14 protein-coding genes are annotated in these 16,264 nt (G+C 74.8%); 8 read left to right on the top strand and 6 right to left on the bottom strand.

What is annotated here, in order from left to right:
* The first annotated feature begins 352 nt into the window (after positions 1–352).
* Complete coding sequence (locus KPL59_RS34345) at positions 353–1,504, top strand: hypothetical protein (protein WP_226363269.1); 1,152 nt, start codon at positions 353–355, stop codon at positions 1,502–1,504.
* 28 nt (positions 1,505–1,532) lie between these two features.
* Here KPL59_RS34345 and KPL59_RS37350 read toward each other — a convergent pair whose 3' ends face one another.
* From KPL59_RS37350 to KPL59_RS34330, 3 genes are all read right to left on the bottom strand, one after another.
* On the bottom strand, positions 1,533–2,792 hold the full coding sequence (locus tag KPL59_RS37350; protein ID WP_308188003.1) for a RecX family transcriptional regulator: 1,260 nt from the start codon (positions 2,790–2,792) through the stop codon (positions 1,533–1,535).
* A 2-nt stretch (positions 2,793–2,794) separates the two neighbouring features.
* Entirely contained in the window at positions 2,795–3,847 is a 1,053-nt protein-coding gene (recA, locus tag KPL59_RS34335) for a recombinase RecA (RefSeq protein WP_020624149.1), read from the bottom strand.
* Between the two features lie 259 nt (positions 3,848–4,106).
* Positions 4,107–4,301, bottom strand: coding sequence for a DUF3046 domain-containing protein (locus tag KPL59_RS34330; protein WP_043278601.1), 195 nt, complete (start codon positions 4,299–4,301; stop codon positions 4,107–4,109).
* A gap of 77 nt (positions 4,302–4,378) precedes the next feature.
* On the opposite strand from KPL59_RS34330, the gene KPL59_RS34325 reads away from it, so the two are divergent.
* Positions 4,379–4,540 carry a hypothetical protein gene (locus KPL59_RS34325; protein ID WP_020624151.1) on the top strand — a complete coding sequence of 54 codons (162 nt, stop codon included), beginning with the start codon at positions 4,379–4,381 and terminating at the stop codon, positions 4,538–4,540.
* 27 nt (positions 4,541–4,567) lie between these two features.
* Here the strand turns inward: KPL59_RS34325 and KPL59_RS34320 are convergent, their stop codons facing one another.
* Positions 4,568–4,717 carry a hypothetical protein gene (locus KPL59_RS34320; protein ID WP_226351627.1) on the bottom strand — a complete coding sequence of 50 codons (150 nt, stop codon included), beginning with the start codon at positions 4,715–4,717 and terminating at the stop codon, positions 4,568–4,570.
* Between the two features lie 168 nt (positions 4,718–4,885).
* Here KPL59_RS34320 and KPL59_RS34315 point away from each other — a divergent pair, with 168 nt between their 5' ends.
* Both KPL59_RS34315 and KPL59_RS34310 read left to right on the top strand, forming a co-directional pair.
* Entirely contained in the window at positions 4,886–5,407 is a 522-nt protein-coding gene (locus KPL59_RS34315) for a hypothetical protein (protein ID WP_226363268.1), read from the top strand.
* A gap of 76 nt (positions 5,408–5,483) precedes the next feature.
* Complete coding sequence (locus KPL59_RS34310) at positions 5,484–10,601, top strand: ATP-dependent helicase (RefSeq protein WP_374111713.1); 5,118 nt, start codon at positions 5,484–5,486, stop codon at positions 10,599–10,601.
* Between the two features lie 23 nt (positions 10,602–10,624).
* Here KPL59_RS34310 and KPL59_RS34305 read toward each other — a convergent pair whose 3' ends face one another.
* A complete protein-coding gene (locus KPL59_RS34305) occupies positions 10,625–11,419 on the bottom strand; it encodes a carbon-nitrogen hydrolase family protein (protein WP_226363266.1) in 795 nt (264 codons plus the stop codon).
* A gap of 36 nt (positions 11,420–11,455) precedes the next feature.
* Here KPL59_RS34305 and KPL59_RS34300 point away from each other — a divergent pair, with 36 nt between their 5' ends.
* A complete protein-coding gene (locus tag KPL59_RS34300) occupies positions 11,456–12,097 on the top strand; it encodes a GntR family transcriptional regulator (RefSeq protein WP_020622813.1) in 642 nt (213 codons plus the stop codon).
* Here KPL59_RS34300 and KPL59_RS34295 read toward each other — a convergent pair.
* Positions 12,087–13,412, bottom strand: a complete 1,326-nt coding sequence (locus KPL59_RS34295; RefSeq protein ID WP_226363311.1) for an MFS transporter — start codon at positions 13,410–13,412, stop codon at positions 12,087–12,089. The genes KPL59_RS34300 and KPL59_RS34295 overlap by 11 nt on opposite strands.
* Before the next feature lie 119 nt (positions 13,413–13,531).
* Between KPL59_RS34295 and KPL59_RS34290 the strand changes: the two genes are divergently transcribed.
* The 3 genes from KPL59_RS34290 (at position 13,532) to KPL59_RS34280 (ending at position 16,259) form a co-directional block, all read left to right on the top strand.
* On the top strand, positions 13,532–14,230 hold the full coding sequence (locus KPL59_RS34290; protein WP_020622815.1) for a DUF2848 domain-containing protein: 699 nt from the start codon (positions 13,532–13,534) through the stop codon (positions 14,228–14,230).
* A gap of 29 nt (positions 14,231–14,259) precedes the next feature.
* A complete protein-coding gene (locus tag KPL59_RS34285; protein WP_226351611.1) occupies positions 14,260–14,661 on the top strand; it encodes a MauE/DoxX family redox-associated membrane protein in 402 nt (133 codons plus the stop codon).
* 134 nt (positions 14,662–14,795) lie between these two features.
* A complete protein-coding gene (locus tag KPL59_RS34280; RefSeq protein WP_226363265.1) occupies positions 14,796–16,259 on the top strand; it encodes a glycosyltransferase family 39 protein in 1,464 nt (487 codons plus the stop codon).
* Positions 16,260–16,264 lie beyond the last annotated feature (5 nt).

Here is a 16,264-nt window from a genome sequence, read left to right as displayed (position 1 = left end):
CACCCTCCCGGGATCGACACCTCGCGCCGTTCGTAGATCACGAACTGCGGCTCGGCGGGCATCTTATGCACGCAATCGCCCACTGCACACCACCGATCGGCACGCAGGGCCGGTTCTCCGCGCCGTGGCTCGGTCGTCGACTCTCAGTGATCGCTCAGCGTTCTCTGTGGTTGCTCTGCGCAACGACCGGAAGGCTCCACCGCGGCGGCGGATCATGCCGCCACGACGCAGGAGGACGACGGCGCATGGTGCTGGAGACGCTGGTCCCGCCGGGGGCCGTGGCCCCGGGTACGACGGCGGAGGGGGCGACCGGCGGGCGGGACGGGGCCACCCCGGATCCGGCGGTGCGGCGATGAGCGCGGTCGAGACCACCGTCGAGATCGCTCCGGCGTCGGGGCCCTCGCGGCGACGCCGGCGTCGTCGCCGGGTGGGCGCGGTCCTGGCGGTGCTCGTGGTGCTGCTCGGCGGCGCGGGGGCCGGGATCGGCGCGGTGACCCTGGCCGCGCCCCCCGGGACCGGGCCGGTCGAGGCGACCGCCGAGTGGGCCCGCGACCACGGGCTGAACTGGCTGGTGACCGGCCTGGAGAAGCTCCAGTACGCCGCGGACGCGCCGTCCGAGGGCGGTACCCCGGCCGGTGGGATCCCGCGGGCTCCGGGTGCGCTGCCCGACCCGGCGACGACACCGCCGCTCGCCCCGGTCGCGGCCGGTGCCCCGCGGGCCGGGGAGGGCGTGTGGCAGACCGTGGTCGCCGACCACGGACGGCCCGCGGTGCAGGTGACCACCCTGCGGGTCGACGACACCCACACCTCCTACCTCGCCGGGGTGCTGCGGATGGATCCCGCGCTGGTGCGGGGCACCCTGCATCCGGGCGTCGGCGAGCCGGCCGGGCACTGGCGTGCGTCGACGTCGCTGGCCGGACGGGCCGGTGACGGGGTGGCGGTGGCGTTCAACGGCGGGTTCAAGCTGTCCGACCCCAGTCACAACGGCTACTACGCCGAGGGCCGTACGGTCGCGCCGCTGCTGCCCGGCAAGGCCAGCCTGGTCCTGCACACCGACGGCCGGGCCGACGTCGGGGCCTGGGGCACCGAGGTCGGGATGGGGCCGGACGTCGCGAGCGTGCGGCAGAACCTGCTCCCGCTCGTCGACGACGGCGCGGTGAACCCCACGTGCGCCACGGGCGGCACCGCGGAGTGGGGCAGCACGATCGGACAGAACGCGTTCGTCCACCGTTCCGGGTTCGGCGTGACCGCCGACGGCACCGAGGTCTACGTCGCCGGACCGGCACTGTCGGTGTGCACGCTGGGCAGGCTGCTCGCCGACGCGGGAGTGGTCCGCAGCATGGAGCTGGACATCAACCCGGCCTGGGTCAGCGGGACCTACTTCCACGACCGGCCCGGGCACGCCCCGCAGGGGTTCCCGCTGTTCCCGGCCGAGCAGGTGCCGCCGACCCACTACCTCACGCCGACGATGCGCGACTGGTTCGCCTGGTACCTGCGGTCGTGACCGGCCGGCGGGTCCCGCCGGGGACGGGTCAGTCCTCGGGCGGGGCCTCACCCAGCTCGTCGGCGTCCGCACCGGCGGCGGCGATCTCCTCCTTGACCACCCCGTAGGCGACCCCGGGGCCGTAGCCCTTGCGCGCGAGCATGCCGACCAGCTTGCGGGCGCTGGATTGCCGCTCCTCGCGGCTCCCGACGGGCAGGCTCCGCAACCGCCGCACGACGAGCTCACGGGCCCGGTCACGTTCGGAGGCGTCGTCGATGCCGGTGAGTGCCTCGTCGGCGATCTCGCGGTCGACGCCCTTGCGGTGCAGCTCCATCGCGATCGCCCGCTTGCCGAGGCCGCGGTGACGGTGCCGGGACCGGACCCACTGTTCGGCGAAGGCCTGGTCGTCGACGAGGCCGACCTCGTCGAACCGCTCGAGGACGCGGTGCGCGACCTCGTCGGGGATCTCCTTGCGACGCAGCGCGTCGCCGAGTTCCTTGACCGTGCGGGCGCGGTCGGTGAGCAGGCGCAGGCAGATGTCGCGAGCGCGGCTCTCCTGCTCCTGCGGTGTCTCGACGCGCGGGGTGCGCTCCTCGCTCCGGCGGCTCCCCCGGCCACGACCCTCACCACGACGACGGCCACGGGAGGTGGCGCCCGTCTCCCCGGCGCCCGTCGCTTCGGGGCCCGGCCCGGCAGGACCGGCGCTCCGGGACAGGTCGGCCGCGGTGTCCGGAGTGGTCGTGGCCGCCGCGGTACCCGCACCGGTCGTAGCCGCTGCGGTGGTCGGGCGCCGTCGGGGGGCCGCACGGTCGCGGCGGACTCCGCCGCGGTGTGTGCCTCGTCCCGACAGCTCCTCGAACGAGACCACGCGGGGCGCACCGGATCCGTCGCCACCACCGTCCGTGCCGCTGCCGGAAGCAGGGCCGGGGGCGGGGTCGTCGAAGGTCAGCCTGCGGACCGGGGCGGGCTTCGCCAGCCCGTCCGTCGCAGCGTCGGCCGCCGGATCCGTCGGCCGGGCCGTCGCGGGCGGGTCGGTGATCGCCGTGGTGGCCCCGTCGGCGCCGCTGAGCGTCGCGAACGAGACCTGGTGCGGACTCGCGTCCCACCCGGGGACGGCCGGGGGCTCCGCGGCGGGATCCTCCGGCTCGTCGCCGGTCGGGTCGACGGTCCGGATCGCGTGCGGATCCGGTGCGGCGGCGCCCGGCGGGGTCACGCCGAACAGATCGTCGAGCGGGACGGTGCGGGGCCCGGTCGGCTCCGCACCGTCCCGTCCGGACGTGCCTCCGGACCGGTCGTGGTCGCCGGTCACGCTCAGAAGTCGACCGGGGCCGGGAGGGGCTCGACCGGGCTGGTCTCCTCGGCGTCGACGACCGCGCCGATCCCCAGCTTCTCCTTGATGCGCTTCTCGACCTCGGCGGCGACGTCCGGGTTCTCCTTGAGGAACTTGCGGGCGTTCTCCTTGCCCTGCCCCATCTGGTCGCCCTCGTAGGTGTACCAGGCGCCGGACTTGCGGATGATCCCCTGCTCGACGCCCACGTCGATCAGCGAACCCTCCTTCGAGATGCCGACGCCGTAGAGCACGTCGAACTCCGCCTGCTTGAACGGCGGGGCCACCTTGTTCTTCACGACCTTGACCCGGGTCCGGCTGCCGACCATGTCGGTGCCGTCCTTCAGCGTCTCGATGCGGCGGATGTCCATGCGGACCGACGCGTAGAACTTCAGCGCCTTACCACCGGTCGTGGTCTCCGGGGACCCGAACATCACGCCGATCTTCTCGCGCAGCTGGTTGATGAAGATCGCCGTGGTGCCGGAGTTGCTGAGGGCACCGGTGATCTTCCGCAGCGCCTGGCTCATCAGCCGGGCCTGCAGGCCGACATGGCTGTCACCCATCTCGCCCTCGATCTCGGCACGCGGCACGAGCGCGGCCACCGAGTCGATGACGATGATGTCGAGCGCGCCGGAGCGGATCAGCATGTCCGCGATCTCCAGCGCCTGCTCACCGGTGTCCGGCTGGGAGACCAGCAGGTCGTCGGTGTCGACACCGAGCGCCTTGGCGTACTCCGGGTCGAGCGCGTGCTCGGCGTCGATGAACGCGGCGACACCGCCCGCGGCCTGCGCGCTCGCCACGCAGTGCAGCGCGACCGTGGTCTTACCGCTGGACTCCGGGCCGTAGATCTCGACGACCCGGCCGCGCGGGATGCCCCCGACGCCGAGCGCGACGTCGAGCGCGATGGAGCCCGTGGAGATGGCACTGATCGGGACGCGGGCCTGGTCGCCCAGGCGCATCACCGATCCCTTGCCGTGGTTCTTCTCGATCTGGGCGAGGGCGAGTTCGAGCGCCTTGCCGCGGTCCGGAGCGGACATCTCTTGACTCCTCGCTGGTGGTCGACGGTCGGGTCCTGCTGGTGTCTTTCGGGGAGGCACACCACAACGGTATGGGGTACCCCCGACAGTTTCGGGCCCGGATCGGCGCCTGTGGACAACTCGTCCGACACCACGCCGCAGGACCGGTACCGCAAGCCCTGCCGGAACCGTAGACGAACACGCGTTCGATCCGACACCGCGACACGCCGACCGGGCGCCCACGGGAGCCGAGCGGTCAGCACGACCGCCCGGCACACCGCTACCGCCGTGCGGGTGGGACCTCGTAGGCCGCGCACACCGCGCGCCAGATCCGGCGCAGGTCGACGCCGGCCTCGATCGCCTGCTCGACGGTCCGGCCGCCGAGCTCGGAGAAGACGTGGTCGCGGGACAGCGACGCCGCCCGCACCGGCCCGAACTCGCCCTCCATCAGTTCCCGGAAGTGGCTCAGTCGCACGTCCGCGAGGGTAGACGGGTCACCCGTTCCGTGCGGCGTCCGCCCGATGACGCCCCGGAGCAGGTATCCTGGGTGATATGTCCGAACTGCTCGCCACCGTCCCGGTCGACGTCGCCGACGAGGTCCTCGCGACGACCGGCATCGGATCGCCGCTGGCGTGGCAGATCGTGTCCCTGCTCGCGCTGCTGTCCGCGCTGGTCGTGCTGGTGCGCTGGTGGCTCCACCAGCGCCGACGCTGAGAGTCCCGCTCAGCCAGCCGCCGGGCGTCACGCACCGGCCGAACGCACCGCCACCAGCAGGAACGGCACCGTCACCACGACCGCCACCGCGCCGAGCAGCGCGTAGGACGACACCGTCACGAGCACCCCGGCCACGATTCCGGCGGCGGCACCGGCCAGGTTCATCGCCACGTCCACCGAACACCTGAACCATCGCGAGAACCGTCAGCAGCCAGGGCTGCGGGGGTCCTGGGGCGGGGAGACGGCGTCGGGTGCGGCGGTCACGGACGGATGCTGCCGTGCGACGGCCGCCGTGTGCCAGGGCGTTACGCTCCGGCCCGGCCACACGAGCGGAGGACGGTGGACATGGCGGGGACGACCCCGAACGCACGCAGGTCGGCGGGCGCGGACGACGCGGAGCTGCGGAACGCCTACCGCATGGTGTCCGACGTGCTGGCCGGGGCGGTCCGCGAGACGCTCGCCGCGCCGGGGCCGGATCCGGCCCGGTTCGCCGTGCGCCGGCTGACCGCGGTCGACCGGGACGTGCCGCCGGACGCCACGCCGCCCGGCTGGTCGCTGGCCTTCCTGGTGCTGGCCGACTGGTACGACGCCGCCCGCGCCGCGCTCGTCGACCACGACGACCGCGCCGAGCGGGCGCTGGCCTGGATCGGGCAGAACCTGGGTCCGCGGTACGCGGCCCGGGCGCGCTACACCATCGCCCCGCTCGTCGACCCGGCCGACGCCCGCGAGACCTCGCACTACGTCGACGCGCTGGGCGTGGACTTCCTGGCGTCGATGGTCTGGACGGTCGCGGCGGTCGTCGCGGAGTTCCCGGCCGAGGACGCCGCGGAGGTCTGGCCCCGTACCAGGGCCGACGCCGCCCGCTGACCTCGCAGGTCACACCCCGGTTCGACGGGTGCTCGACGGGTGGCTCGACGGGTGACTGTCGGACCCCACCCGCATGATGGTCGGCGTGACCGCACTCGAGGGCTTCTCCCCCGCCACCCGCCAGTGGTTCGAGGGGGCCTTCGCCGCGCCCACCGCGGCCCAGGAGGGCGCCTGGTCCGCGGCGCAGGCCGGGCGCAACGCCCTCGTCGTCGCGCCGACCGGGTCCGGCAAGACACTGGCCGCGTTCCTCTGGGCGCTCGACCGGCTCGCGGCCACGCCACCGCCCGCCGAGCGCAAGCACCGCTGCCGGGTCCTCTACGTCTCTCCGCTCAAGGCCCTCGCCGTCGACGTGCAGCGCAACCTGCGCTCGCCGCTGACCGGCATCCGCCAGGCCGCGCAGCGGCTCGACGAGCCGGTTCCGGACATCACCGTCGGGATGCGCACCGGCGACACCCCGGCCGACGAGCGGCGCCAGTTCCAGCGCACCCCGCCGGACGTGCTGGTGACCACTCCGGAGTCGCTGTTCCTCCTGCTCACCTCGGCCGCGCGGGAGTCGCTGCGCGGGGTGACGACCGTGATCCTCGACGAAGTGCACGCCGTCGCCGGCACGAAGCGGGGGGCGCACCTGGCGGTGTCGCTGGAACGGCTCGAGGAGATCACCGAGGCCACCCCACAGCGGATCGGGCTCTCGGCGACCGTGCGCCCGGTCGACGAGGTCTCGACGTTCCTGTCCGGTACGCGCCCGGTCGAGGTCGTGCAGCCCGCGATCCCCAAGACGATCCGGGTCGAGGTCCAGGTCCCGGTGCCCGACCTGGCCGCGCTCGACGAGCGGCCCGCGCCGGGCAGCACCGACGATGAGGTCGTCGGGTCCGCCGCGGGCACCGCACGCAGGCCCTCGATCTGGCCCGCCGTCGAGGAGCGGCTGCTCGGCCTGGTGCGCGAGCACCGGTCGACGATCGTGTTCTCCAACTCCCGCCGGCTCGCCGAGCGGCTGACCTCCCGGCTCAACGAGCTCGCCGCCGAGCAGGAGGCCACCGCACTGGAGGAGGCCGCGCTGGAGGAGGCCGCCGACCTCGACACCGCGCCGGACGCGTTCCCGGCCGAGGCGGTCGGGCAGTCCGGGGTGGGCGGCGGGGCCGCACCGACGGTCGCCAAGGCCCACCACGGCTCGATGTCGCGCGACCAGCGGACCCTGGTCGAGGAGGAGCTGAAGTCCGGCGTTCTGCCCTGCGTCGTGGCGACGTCCAGCCTGGAGCTGGGCATCGACATGGGCGCGGTCGACCTGGTCGTGCAGGTCGAGGCACCGCCGTCGGTCGCGTCCGGGCTGCAGCGGGTCGGGCGCGCCGGGCACCAGGTGGGCGCGGTGTCCGAGGGTGTCGTGTTCCCGAAGTACCGCGGGGACCTCGTGTCCTGCGCCGTCGTCGCCGAACGGATGACGACCGGGTCCATCGAGTCCACCCGCTATCCCCGGAACCCGCTCGACGTCCTGGCCCAGCAGATCGTCGCGATGGTCGCGATGGAGTCGTGGCGGCTGTCCGACCTGGCCGCGACGATCCGTCGGGCGGCCCCGTTCGCAGCACTGCCGGACTCGGCGCTGCACTCGGTGCTCGACATGCTGGCCGGGCGCTACCCGTCCGAGGAGTTCGGCGAGCTGCGCGCCCGCATCACCTGGGACCGGGTCACCGACGAGCTGCGCGGGCGCCCGGGCGCGCAGCGCCTGGCCGTCACCTCCGACGGCACCATCCCCGACCGCGGCCTGTTCACCGTGATGACCCCGGGCGGCGCGGACGGCGCCGGGTCGCGGGTCGGTGAGCTCGACGAGGAGATGGTCTACGAGTCCCGCGTCGGGGACACGTTCCTGCTGGGGACCTCGTCGTGGCGGGTCGAGGACATCACCCACGACCGCGTGATCGTCACCCCGGCGCCGGGGGTGCCCGCCCGGATGCCGTTCTGGAAGGGCGAGTCGATCGGGCGGCCGCTGGAGCTGGGCCGGGCGGTCGGCGCGTTCGTGCGCGAGATGTCCGGGCTGGCCGACGCCGACGCCCGCGAGCGCGCCACCGCGGCCGGGCTCGACGAGTGGGCCTGCGACAACCTGCTGTCCTATCTGCGCGAGCAGCGTGAGGCGACCCGGCACGTGCCGAGCGACCGCACGATCCTGGTGGAGCGGTTCCGCGACGAGCTGGGCGACTGGCGCCTCGTCGTGCACTCGCCGTTCGGTGCTCAGGTCAACGGGCCGTGGGCACTGGCGATCGCGGCCCGGATGCGGGAGCGACGCGGGGTCGAGGTGAGCGCGTCGGGCGCGGACGACGGGATCGTGCTGCGCCTGCCGGACGCGGTCGACGACAACGGCACCGAGGTCGTCCCGAACGCGGAGGACGTGCTGCTGGAACCGGGCGAGATCGAGCAGATCGTCGTCGCGGAGCTGGGGAACTCGGCGCTCTACGCCTCCCGGTTCCGGGAGTGCGCCGCGCGGGCGCTGCTGCTGCCCCGCCGCGACCCGCGCCGCCGCAGCCCGCTGTGGCAGCAGCGCCAGCGCTCGGCACAGCTGCTGGGCGTGGCGGGCAAGTTCGAGCAGTTCCCGATCACCCTGGAGGCGATGCGGGAGTGCGTGCAGGACGTCTACGACCTGCACGGGCTCCGCGAGCTGATGGGCGACGTCGCCGCGCGCCGGGTCAAGGTCGTCGAGGTCGAGTCCGCGCAGCCGTCGCCGTTCGCGCGCAGCCTGCTGTTCGGCTACGTCGGGATGTTTCTCTACGAGGCCGACGCGCCGCTGGCCGAGCGGCGCGCGGCCGCCCTGTCGCTGGACTCGACGCTGCTGGCGGAGCTGCTCGGCTCCGAGGCGATCCGGGAGCTGCTCGACCCGGAGATGCTGGCCGAGATCGAGGGGCAGCTGCAGCGCACCGACCCGGAGCGGCACGCCCGTGACATGGAGGGTGCCGCGGACCTGCTCCGGTTCGTCGGTGACCTGTCCGAGGCCGACGCGCGGGCCCGAGGCGTCGACCCGGCGTGGCTGGCGCAGCTGGAGCGCGACCGCCGGGCGCTGCGGGTGCGGATCGCCGGTGAGGAGCGCTTCATTGCGATCGAGGACGCCGGGCGCATCCGGGATGCGCTGGGCACGGCGCTGCCGGTCGGGGTGCCGGAGGCCTTCACCGAGCCGGTGCCCGACCCGCTCGGGGACCTCGTGCTGCGCTGGGCACGCACGCACGGACCGTTCACCGCCGCCGAGCTCGCCCGTCGCTTCGGGCTGGGAGTGGCCGTGGTCGCCGGAGTGCTGGAACGGCTCACCGGCACCGGGCGGCTGATGAAGGGCGAGCTGCGCCCGCAGGCCTCGGTGCCCGCCGGATCCGGCGGTGAGCCGGAGTACTGCGACGCCGAGGTGCTGCGCCGGCTGCGGCGCGCGTCGCTGGCGAAGCTGCGCCACGAGGTCGAGCCCGTCGAGCAGCGGGCACTGGGACGGTTCCTGCCGCAGTGGCAGGGCGTGCAGGTGCGGTCGGGCTCCGAGCGGCGCGGCCGGGTGCGCCGTGCACCGGGCGCGGAGGACGTGCTCGGTGTGGTCGAGCAGCTCGCCGGGGCTCCGCTGCCGGCGAGCGCGGTCGAGTCGCTGGTGCTGCCCGCCCGGCTGCCGGGCTACACCCCCGCGCTGCTCGACGAGCTGACCGCCGCCGGTGAGGTGACCTGGATCGGGTGCGGCGCGCTGTCCGGGCAGGACGGCTGGCTCGCGCTGGCCCCGGCCGACGTGGCGGACCTGCTGCTGCCCGCCCCGGACCTCGACACCGCGGGCACCCCGCTGCACACCGCGGTGCTGGCCGCGCTCGGGCTGACCGACCCGGCCGCGCTGACCGACCCGGGGGCGGCGCCCGATTCCGGGGGCGGTGCGCTGTTCTTCCGCGAGCTCGCGACCCGGGCCGGGGTCCTGCTGACCGAGCAGGGCGAGCCGGCTCCCTCCGACGACGACGTCGTCGCCGCCGTCTGGGACCTGGTCTGGGCGGGTGCGCTCACCAACGACACGCTCGGCCCGCTGCGGGCCCGGCTGTCCGGGGGCGGCTCACGACGGGGCGCCTCCGGGCGGCAGGGCGGGGCGCACCGCACGGCGCGGCGACCGGCCCGCGGACGCTACGCACAGCTGCGTGCGGGGCGGCCGTCGATGCCCAGCCGGACCGGGCCGCCGTCGGTCGGCGGGCGCTGGTCGGTGGCGGTGCCGCGCGAGCCCGACCCGACCCGCCGCGCGCACGCCGCCGCGGAGGCGTTCCTGGAGCGTCACGGCGTGCTGACCCGGGGCGCGCTGGGCACCGAGCGGGTCACGGGCGGGTTCGCCGCGGTCTACAAGGTGCTCCGGGCGATGGAGGAGTCCGGCCGGTGCCGACGCGGCTACATCGTCGAGGGGCTGGGCGCGGCGCAGTTCGCGGTACCGGGTGCGATCGACCGGGTCCGGGCCCTCGCCGGCACCTTCGACGCCCCCTCCACCTCCCCGCAGACCGGCCCGCGCCGCCTCGGCGCCGGTCCCGGGGCGGTCATCGCCGACCCCGCCGACCGTCCCGGCCCGTCCGTCCCCGACCCCGACGACCTCTCGGAGCCCGGCGGCCACGCCCCGCACGACGGCCATCCGGATCCCACCGGGTCCGCCGGTGACGCCGGGGACGGGGACCCGCTGCCTGGCGACCTCGTCGGTGACGCGTCCGGCTCCCCCGGGACCGACGACCCGTACGCCGGGGTGCCCGACGACCTGCGCGGCGGCCTGGGCGGGCTCGGCGGCGCGGGTCGCCACGCCGAGTTCGACGGGGGTGCCGGTCGCCGCCCGCAGGCACCACGGGAGGCGTGGCGCGAGCTGTCCCGGGTGGTGCTCGCCGCCACCGACCCCGCCCAGCCCTACGGCGCCGCCCTGCCGTGGCCGGACACGACCGGCGAGACCCGGCACCGCCCCGGTCGCAAGGCAGGCGCCCTGGTCACTCTCGTCGACGGGGCACCAGCGCTCTACGTCGAACGCGGCGGGAAGTCGCTGCTGTCGTTCACCGAGGACCGCGACGAGCTGCGCGCCGGGGCCGAGTCGCTCGCCGGGGCGGTGCACGAGGGTTGGCTGGGCTCGCTCGCCGTCGAGCGCGCCGACGGACAGGACTCGCTGGCCTCGGCGCTGTCGGAGGTGCTCACCGAGGCCGGGTTCCGGGTGACGCCGAAGGGGCTGCGGCTGCGGGCCTGACCGGCGACACCGCGCACCCCGGGTCAGTACCGCCGGTTGGCCAGGACCGGGATCGCCCGGCGGGCCGCGGTGACCGCGTCGAGGTCGAGGTCCACGACCAGGGTCCCCGGTGCGGCGTTCAGCGCCGCGACGACCGAGCCGGTCGGGCCGGCGACCGTGCTCGCCCCGATCCCGGTCGGGGCGCCACCATCGGGGACCGGGCGCCCCGCCGCCTCCGGGTCCGCCTGGTCGCAGGCCACCACGAAGGCCGTCGTGTCGAGGGCCCTGGCACGCACCAGCAGCTCCCACTGCTCGCGCTTGCCCGGCCCCGCGCCCCAGGACGCGGGCACGACGACGAACTGCGCCCCGGCGTCGCCGAGGGTCTGGAACAGGCCGGCGAACCGCAGGTCGTAGCAGGTCGCGAGGCCGACGGTGACGCCGTCGACGGTGACCGTGACCGGCCGGTCACCCGGGGCGACCGTGTCGGACGCGGCGAACCCGAACGCGTCGAACAGGTGGATCTTGTCGTAGTGCTCCTCGACACCCGGGCCGGTGACGAGCAGGGTGTTGCGGACGCGGCCGTCGTCGGCGGGGGTGAACATCCCGGCGACCACGGTGACCCCCGCACCGGCGGCGATCCCGCGGACGCGGGACGCCCAGGGGCCGTCGAGGGGCTCGGCGACCGGGCCGAGCGGCACGCCGAAGCGGCACTGGGTGGCCTCGGGGAACACGACCAGCCGCGCGCCCCGGGCGGCCGCGCCGGCGACGCCGTCGGCGACCAGGGTGAGGTTCTCCGCCGGGTCGGTGGTGGCGGCGATCTGGACGAGGGCGATCCGCATGGCGTCTCCTGGGGTGGTTCGGTGTATACGTGTCGTATGCCGACGTCACGGGAGTCCGGTCGCGACCGCGCGTTGCACTACCTGCGCGAGACCGTCCTGGTGGACCCGCGGGTGCAGGGCACGTTCCTCAACGAGAACGAGCTCGCCGGCCGGATCGGGGTGTCGCGCACCCCGGTCCGTGAGGCGTTGCTGCTGCTCGTGGCCGATGGCCTGGTCGAGATGCTGCCCGGTCGCGGCGCCTACGTGCCGCCGTTGACCGGCCGGCAGATCTCCGAGCTGATGGAGCTGCGCGGGGTCCTGGAGAAGCACGCGGCGCGCGCGGCGATGGGCGCCGACGGTGTGCCGTTCGAGGCGATGAACGCTGCCCTGGACCGGCAGCGCGAGCTCGCCGGCGCCGGCGGGGACCCGGCCGAGTTCATCGAGCTCGACATGGTCTTCCACCAGGCGCTCGTCGACGCCACCGGGAACGCGCTGCTCTCGCGGACCTACGCCGGGCTGCGGGTGCGCCAGCGCCGGGTGGGCGTGACCGCGCTGTTCCGGACCGAGGACCGGCGGCAGGCGGTCTGCGCCGAGCACGACCGGATCGTCGCGGCGCTGGCCGGCGACGACCCGGACGCGGCGGCGGAGGCGATCGACGAGCACCTGCAGCTCACCCTGCGCGTGCTGCTCAGGGCGTGAGGGCGAGGTAGGCCTCGTCCTCGTCGTGGTCCGGGTCGCGACCGATGACCAGCCCGACGACGGTCAGCGCGCAGGCGATGGCCAGGTAGGCCGCGACCGGCACCCAGTTCCCCGACCCGCCGGACAGCGCGGTGAACGCCAGCGGCGCGACGGCGCCCCCCACCACGCCGGCGATGGTGTAGGCCAGCGAGCTGCCGGTGTAGCGCAGCCGCGGTGAGAACTGCTCGGTGACGAACGCGGCCTGCGGCCCGTACATGAACGAGTGCAGGCCGAGCCCGACCACGATGCCGACGACGAGCAGCGCGAACGAGCCGCCCGCGATCATCGGGAAGAAGACGAACGGCCACACCGCTCCCCCGACCGCGGCGACGCCGTAGACCAGGCGCCGGTTGAACCGGTCGGTGAGTGCCCCGGCCAGCGGGATCGCGGGCAGCTGCAGCGCCGAGCCGATCAGGATCGCGCCGAGCACCTCCGACCGGGAGAATCCGAGGTGGGTGGTGGCGAAGGTCAGCACGAAGACGGTGAACAGGGCGTAGCTGACGTCCGGACCGATCCGGCTGAGGATCCCGGCGAGCAGCGGGCGGCGTTCGGTGGTGAACACCTCACGCACCGGCGCCGACGGTCGGTCACCGGACTCGGCGATCGCGCGGAAGACCGGGGTGTCCTCCAGCTTGAGCCGGATCCACAGCCCGAACGCCACCAGCACGGCCGACAGCAGGAACGCCAGCCGCCAGCCCCAGTCCAGGAACTGCTGGTCGGTCAGCAGCAGGGTGAGCAGGGCCAGGACACCGTTGGACAGCAGGTTCCCCGCGGGCGGCCCGACCTGGGCGGCCGAGGCCCAGAACCCGCGCCGGCGCGGCTCGCCGAACTCGCTGGAGAGCAGGACCGCGCCGCCCCATTCCCCACCGACGCCGACGCCCTGGGCGAAGCGCAGCAGCACCAGCAGGATCGGGGCCGCGACGCCGATCGTGCCGTAGGTCGGCAGCAGCCCGATGAGGAACGTCGCGACGCCGATCAGCACGAGCGTGATGACCAGGACCTGCTTGCGACCGATGACGTCGCCGAGCCTGCCGAACACGACACCGCCGAGCGGGCGCGAGACGTAGCCGACGGCGTAGGTGGAGAACGCGAGCAGCAGACCGGTCACCGGGTCCGCGGCCGGGAAGAACAGCACCGGGAACACCAGCGCGGCCGCCGCGGAGTAGACGGCGAAGTCGTACCACTCGAGCGAGGTGCCGGTGAGGCTCGCGACGAAGGCCTTGCGCAGGTCACGGCGGTCGACCGGTGGTGACGAGGAGGCGGAGGGCGAGGTCATCGCGGGCTCCCGGGGTCGGGCGGTGGGGTGGACGGGCCTCATACTTGCTGTATACACAGTGTGTGCGCAACCCTCGTGCGCATCGGTAACGCGACGTACACATCTGACGGAGGTCCCCCGTGACGCTCGAGCTGACCCTGCCCGACGGCGACACCCGCTCGGTGGAGGTCCACCGGGTCTTCAACGCCGGCTACGCCGGCCGCGCCCAGGAGGAGGTCGCCGCGCACGTCGCCGAGCTGGCCGAGCTGGGTGTGCCCGCCCCGGACACGGTGCCCGCGCTGTACCCGGTCTCGCCGTACCTGGCGTCGCAGACCGACCGGGTCCCCGCCCAGCACGACCGGACCTCCGGCGAGGCGGAGTGGGCACTGGTCGTCGGCGACGACGTCACCGACCCGCTGCTGACCGTCGCGTGCGACCACACCGACCGCGCGCTGGAGGTGCACGGTGTGGCCTGGAGCAAGAACGCCGGTCTCGACGTCCTGGGGCGCAAGGCCTGGCGGCTCTCGGAGGTCGCCGACCGGCTCGACGACATCACCCTGCGCGCGTGGGTCCGTCACGGCGGCGACCACGACGGCACCGAGGCGCTCGTGCAGGACGCGACGCTGGCGGCCCTGCTGCCGCCCGCCTACTGGGTCGAGGTGCTGCGCGAGCGCGGCTGGCTGGTGCCCGGCACCGTCCTGCTGTCGGGGACCGTCGCGATGAAGGCGGGGGTCGACCAGTTCGCCGACGCCTGGCGGGTGGAGCTGCACGACCCCGCCACCGGCGACACGATCGGCCTGACCTACGAAGTCGACCGGCTCCCGGCGCCGATCGGCTGACCGCCCGGCCGGGTGGCACCATCCCGGTCATGATCCGTCGCTCCCTCACCACCCCGTCCCGCGACCGGCGCCTCGCCGTCGGGCTCGCGGGACTGCTCGGCACCGCCGCCGTCCTGCACGCGGTGCGGCCCGAGCCGTTCGACTCGATCGTGCCGCGCAGCCTGCCCGGTGAACCCCGGTTCTGGACCTATGCCTCCGGGGTCGCCGAGGGCGCCGTCGCCGCGGCGGTCGCGCTTCCGCGGACCCGGCGTGCGGGCGGCTGGGCCGCGGCCGCGCTGTTCGCGGCGGTGTTCCCGGCGAACGTGTCGATGGCGCTGCACTGGAACCGCAAGGCTCCGCTGTACCGGGCGATCGGCTGGGGGCGGCTGCCGCTGCAGGTCCCGCTGGTGCTGTGGGCGCTCCGGATCGCCCGCAGCGCCCCGCGCGGCTGACCCGAGGATGGGCCGCCGGTAGACCGAAGTCGATCGTCGGCCACCCGATGCCCGCTGCGCCGGAGGGACCCGCCGGGGTCTGATGGCGCCGGGCCCGGGACCGACGGCGCCCACGTCGTCGCTCGGGGGGACACATGACGTCGTCGACCACGGTCCGGGACTCCGACGCCGCACCCGCGGCCGTCCCTCCGCTCGCGCGGCTGCCCGTGGGGATCGTCGCCGCGGTGGTGGCCGCCGTCCACCTCGTGATGGGGGCGCTGGGCCGCGGGCACTGGTTCGACGAGGCGCTGATGCTCGCGATCGGGCGTCACCACCTGGACTGGGGATCGGCCGACCAGCCGCCGGTCGCGCCGGCACTGGCCGGGCTCGCCGACGCCCTCGCGCCGGGGGTGAACGGGGTGCTGCGGATCGTGCCGTCCCTGTCGACGGCCGGCGCGGTCGTCGTCGCGGCGCTGATCGCCCGGGAGCTGGGCGGGGACCGCAGGGCCCAGGTGCTCACCGCGCTCGCCCAGGCCACCGGGCTGTGGGTGACGATGTTCGGGCACTTCGTGACGCCGTACTCGCTCGAACCGCTGCAGTGGGCGCTGCTGCTGTGGCTGCTGGTCCGCTGGACCCGGGTCCGCGACGACCGGCTGCTCCTCGCCGTCGGGCCGCTGCTCGGCCTGGCCGCGCTCACGAAGTTCCAGGTGATCCTGCTCGGCGCGGTGCTGGTGGTCGCGATCGGCGTGGCCGGGCCGCGGGCGATGCTGCGCCGGCCGGCGTTCTGGTGGGCCGCGGTGGTCGGTGCGCTGATCGCGTCGCCGACGCTGGTGTGGCAGGCCGTGCACGGCTGGCCGCAGCTGCGGATGACCGCGGTCGTCGCGCAGGAGTCGATCCTGTTCGGCGGTCCGGGCCCGAACGCGGTGGCGATGCTGCTGCTGGCGGGCCTGCTCGGCACGGTGCTCGTGGTGGTCGGCGCGGTCGCGGCGTTCACGGTGCCGCGGCTGCGGCCCTACCGCTTCGTGGCGGTCATCTTCCTGCTGCTGTGGGTCGTGTTCGCGGTGACCGTCGGGCGCGCCTACTACCTCTGCGGGCTGCACGGCGCCGTCGCCGCGTTCGGTGCGGTGTGGTTCCAGCAGCGGCGCGAGGCCGGGCGACGACGGTGGTCTTGGGTGGCGTGGCCCGCGGGGGTGCTGTCGGTCGCCCTCGCCACGACGATGCTGTCCGCGAGCGTCGCCGCGGCCGACCCCGCCGTGCCGGAGCGGATCGTCACCGAGGTCGCCCGGGTGCGCGACGGGCTGCCCCCGGACCGGCGCGACCGTGCGGTCGTGGTGGGCGACTCCTACATCTTCGCCGCCTACGTCGACACCGCCGACCCCGCGCTGGGCCTGCCCCCCGGGTACAGCGGCAACCGCAGCTACGGCTACTTCGACCCGCCCCCGGACGACCAGGACGTCGTGATCTTCCTCGGGAAGGACCCCGGCCTGCTCGCGCCCACCGGGGTGGCGCTGCGGCCGGTCGCCGACCTCGGCGACGGCAACCGCATCTGGCTGGGCGAGGGCATGACGCATCCGTGGTCGCAGGTGTGGCCGCAGCTGCGGACACTCGTCGTCGGCTGAGCCGG

The sequence above is a fragment of the Pseudonocardia sp. ICBG1142 genome (assembly GCF_020496255.1).
GTDB lineage: Bacteria > Actinomycetota > Actinomycetes > Mycobacteriales > Pseudonocardiaceae > Pseudonocardia.
The sequence above is the reverse complement of the archived record's forward strand: the minus strand, read 5'-3'. Positions and strand labels throughout refer to the sequence as shown.